General features: G+C 65.2%; 1 protein-coding gene and 1 pseudogene. Both read left to right on the top strand.

Going from position 1 to position 4325, the window contains the following annotated elements; genetic code table 11:
• Positions 1-209: pseudogene (locus K377_RS40585) on the top strand (hypothetical protein); the annotation flags it as partial.
• A gap of 3058 nt (positions 210-3267) precedes the next feature.
• The gene (locus K377_RS40580) at positions 3268-4194 is read left to right on the top strand and encodes a ParA family protein (protein WP_111668656.1); all 927 of its coding nucleotides are present in this window, start codon (positions 3268-3270) and stop codon (positions 4192-4194) included.
• Positions 4195-4325 lie beyond the last annotated feature (131 nt).

Genomic DNA, 4325 nt, shown 5'->3' with positions numbered 1-4325 from the left:
CTCCACAGGTCCCCCACGAGATCTCGCAGCCGCACTTCGCCCTCCCCGCCGTGCTCGCGGCCGCAGACCCCGACCCGCTGAAGGCGGCACTGGAGGCGGTGTCGCACGCAGTGGCGACGTACGGCGAGCACTATCCCGAGCTGCTGGAAGAAATCAGGTCGGCAGCGTCAAACAGTCCGGATTTCAACGACTTCTCTGAGAAGCCCTGAGATCTCAGGCCGCGAATCGCGGCTGTGCCTGTTCTCCGGGGCCCGAGCCTGTTCGTGGCGACGAGACGCTCGACGCGGCCGCGACCGGAGAGCTCCCGAAGGACTCTTGCCGAGGCCTCCAGCCGCAACGCGCGAGGAGGTCACCTCTCCCCCGCGAGTGAGCCGTTGGGCCGCGGTTCCGAGTACGTACCTACGCCGATACGGACGCTCTGCCCGATTGCTCTCACTGCTTCCCGTCGGCGCCGCCGCAAGGCATTTCGTCGGAGCCCGGCAAGGGACACGGGCGAGGTGAAGCAAGGCCCGGGCGGGACCGTGCGAGCTGGGCGGCCACACCTGTAACGGCCGCCTGCCTTCCCCGGCCACTCCCTCTCCCCCACCCCTCCGGGCGCCCTCATGGCAATGCTCCGCTCTGGCAACCGGCCGTAGGCGCGCGGCGGTCGACGGTGCGATACGAAGAGGAACGCCGGGCAACAGGCGTGCTTCGGAGGGGCCGCAGGCAGCCGCTTCTCCCCAAGACGTTGCTCGACGAAGAGGGAGAGGAGATCGCTATGTCCAAGGCAAGCCGGCCGTGGCGAGGACGGAGACAACGCCACATGCTTTCAACAGGTGCTCGGTGACAGCCCACGGCCAGCCCGTCGACGGCACGCACAGTCTGCACGCGCCGACAGCATCTCGGCTCGGTACGTAGCTGAGATTTCAGCGTGGCTGAGCTGCCTGTCACCACCGGCATGCGGCGCGCCGCACGCCCCAGAACGGAACGGTCGGCGTCCTCGGCGCAGCATGCGGACTGGGCATGGTGCGCTCGGACCGGCGGATCGACGACCGTGCGATCGTTCCGCAGCGGGCTCGACTTGCCAGGGACAGAGGCGTGGTCGGTGGCGCCGGGCAGAGGCCACCGAAGCCCTGCGTTGTCCCTACGTGGTATCAGCACGCGGAAAGAACCAGCTGGACAGCACCGGCGTCATGGCACGGCCCCCAAGCACGATTCCGGTGTCCTGCTCCACCTACCTGGACGCGCCACGAGTGCAATTGATGGCCCCGAAGCCTGACGCCCTCCACCTCTCACCGGACCGACCCTGAAGCTGCATCGCAGGAAGCCGGCGACGTCCCACTCCCCCAGAGAAAAACGCTGGCGGACCAGCTCCACGAACGTTCCTGGGTGCACGTAGCGGACTGGCCAGGCTGTGCGACCGCTATCAGCGTGCGCAGCTTCGGTGCTCCACTCATTGCTGCTACTGACCTTGAGGTTGGTGAGCCGACCGCAAGGCAGATGCAGGCAAGCGCATTCGTGTGGCGAGTATCAGAGGGCACGTATGTGGGCGCACATGTCCCTGTCCCTCTGAGCAGCCCATCGACTTGAACAAGATGAGCGAGAGGACGAGACGGGGTCGCCCCCCTCGGCTCTCTCTGCTCCGGATCTCCTGCGCCAGGGAGAGCCGATGCACACCTTGGCGAGACAGGTTAGCGATCTTGGGAGTCTGAAAAATGCTTCCCCTGACTGCAGATTCTTGGACTCTCAGTGTCGTATGGTTCTCATGTACTGAAGCTGAAAAACGGCCTCTGACCTGGGAAAACAAACATCACTGCAAACATGGGTACAAGCTTGCGCACAACTGTGTGCCTAGGCGATGGCGAAGGTTCGGAGACATGTTGTTGCCTGCGCGGCATGTACCGCAGTGGTCTCTGTCAACTGCACGGTCTAGATAAAGGCCTGGGTGATAGCGATGAACGTCACCTGCGTCCAGGTCTTCTTCAACGCTTGCGTTCTGGCGTGCAAGGCAGCAGATTTGCGAGCAGAGGTGCAGACCACCAGGCAGGCAGGGGTGGTGATGAAGCTGCCGCCCCGCCGAACAATGGACGTGGTGGCCAGTATGCAAGCGGGCTCACTGACCCACAGGCCACTTGGTGCAGCGGTAAGCACTCTCGTAGGCAGAGCTGTGAAGTTCCCCGTCTGTGTAAAAATGACACTGCACGCACACGTGCAGATCGGAAGGCCCGCCCATCCCGTAATGCGCTGTCAGGTCACTCGTCCTGCCAGATCGTCAGCCGGTATGCAGGCGAGCCCAGATGCGGGTCTACGTGCCTGCCTGGCGGTCTGAGTACTCACCCGCAGGGCGACCAGCCCGCACATCCCCCGACAGGCAGGCCTGTCGCTCACCCTGCCAACGCAACTGCCTGCAAACTGACCTACGCGCCTATGCGCTGGACCGGCGATCACAAGACAAGCGGGCACGTGGGCCTACAGGCTGGCCCGTACGGTGGCCGGTTTCCCCACAAGGTCACACAGGGGTCCGTCTGCAAGCCTGTCGGCCTGTCAACTGGTCGGCGCACCTACAGCCCCGATCCCGAGCCAGGCAACCGGCCTGTGTGTCCCAGAGCGCACCTGACCACTCACGGCCCAACTGACCCATGGCCGTGTGGAGTAGTAGGCAGAAGTGCGGGCCGGAACGGCAGCCCGCTTCCCCACCGGACTGCGCGCCTGAGTAACTGACTGTGTGCCTGCCCGCGTTGTGGCGTGCTGCTTCACCGGCAACCACGCCGCACCACCCACAGACGTGCGCGCACATGGGAAGCCCAGCCCCTCCACCCACCCGCATCCGAGCTTCCGTGTTCACCTCCGCGCGTGTTGCTGTGCGGGTATGAAGATCGTCCTGATAGCGTGTGCAGCGCTTTGTGTCGCAACTACTCCGGAGGTGAACAGTTCTGCTGGCATATCAGATGTGCTCGCTGCCAGGCTCACCACTGGAGAACTGGTCAACAGCCCGGCTTACGACACCGTCGGCAGCCAGGCGAAGGTCAGTGCGGGACAGCAGACTTGAGCACCAACAAAGAACCCTTCGCCGACCTGCTGAAACGGGTCGCGGAGGGGTCTGCCGGGCCTCACAGAGGGGTTTCGAGGGGTACTCGGCATCAGGATCGGCGCTTTCGGAGCGCAGGATCGTTCTGAGAGAACTTTCCGCCTGGCAAGCCATGGCAAATCGGGCATCTCTCGTCCCGTTCCGCCGTTCATCACCGTCCCTCATCCCGTCTCCGGGCCTGCATCAGACTGAGAGGATCCATGTCCAGTCCCTTCGCGGCACCTGACAGCCAGCAGCACCTGCCTCCGATCCCGTGGGCCTCGCTGTCGCACATCTTCATGTTCGGCAATGGCAAGGGCGGGGTCGGCAAGTCGTCGGTCTCGGCCAACGCGGCGGGCAAGGCGGCGCGCAGCGGTCTGCGGACGCTCATCATCGACTGCAACGCGCAGGGCAACATCGCGCGCGAGCTCGGCTACAAGCGGGCCGAGTGGAACGACGGGGGAGCGGCGCTCCTCGAGTCGCTGCGCACCGGCACCGCGCTCAGGCCCCAGCGCAATGTCCGGGAGAACCTGGACGTCGTCATGGGCGGACCGGCCCTCGGTGACGAGTTCGGCATCTTCTTCCACACGCTGCTCGCGAAGGAAGGCCCGCACGCCTACCTGCGGCTGCTGATGTGCCTGCTGCCGATCGCCCACGAGTACCAGATCATCATTCTGGACACTCCGCCGGAGAACCCGTCGCTGCAGCGGCTCGCCCTGTCGACCGCGCGCTGGCTCGTCATCCCCGTCAAGAGCGACGGGGGAGCGGAGGACGGTCTCGCGCAGATCGGCCTGGAGTTCTCGTACGTACGGTTCGTCAGCCAGCTGAACCCGCACCTGGAACTGCTCGGGGTGCTGCTGTTCGACACGGGACGCACGTACACGGGTATCCACGCCGACGTGCGGCAGCAGGTGCAGAAGGTGCTCGGCGAGGACGCGCACATGTTCAAGCACCTCATCGGTCACACGGAGTCGGTGGCCCGCCTCGTGCGCAAACGGGGCCTGCTGGTGCAGGAGTTGGCCGACCGCCGCAGGGAAGGCGACCGGTCCGTTCCGGAGACTGTCGAAGGGCTCGTCTCCGACTACGAAGGATTCACGGAAGAGATGTTCGCTCGGGCTCTCGAGCTGAGGAAGGACGCTGCCGCATGACCCCGCCCAAGGGTAAGAAGCGCATGGACGAGGAAACCGAGGAGCAGAGCATGTCCGACGAGGGCGTCGGCAATCTGTTCAGCGGCGGCAGTGGTGGCGGCGGCTCCACGAGCGCCCTCGCCGGCTGGGCC

It is taken from the genome of Streptomyces sp. PsTaAH-137, from assembly GCF_003259365.1.
Lineage (GTDB): Bacteria > Actinomycetota > Actinomycetes > Streptomycetales > Streptomycetaceae > Streptomyces.
Note: the sequence above shows the minus strand (reverse complement) of the source record. Positions and strands in the feature narration are given on the sequence as shown.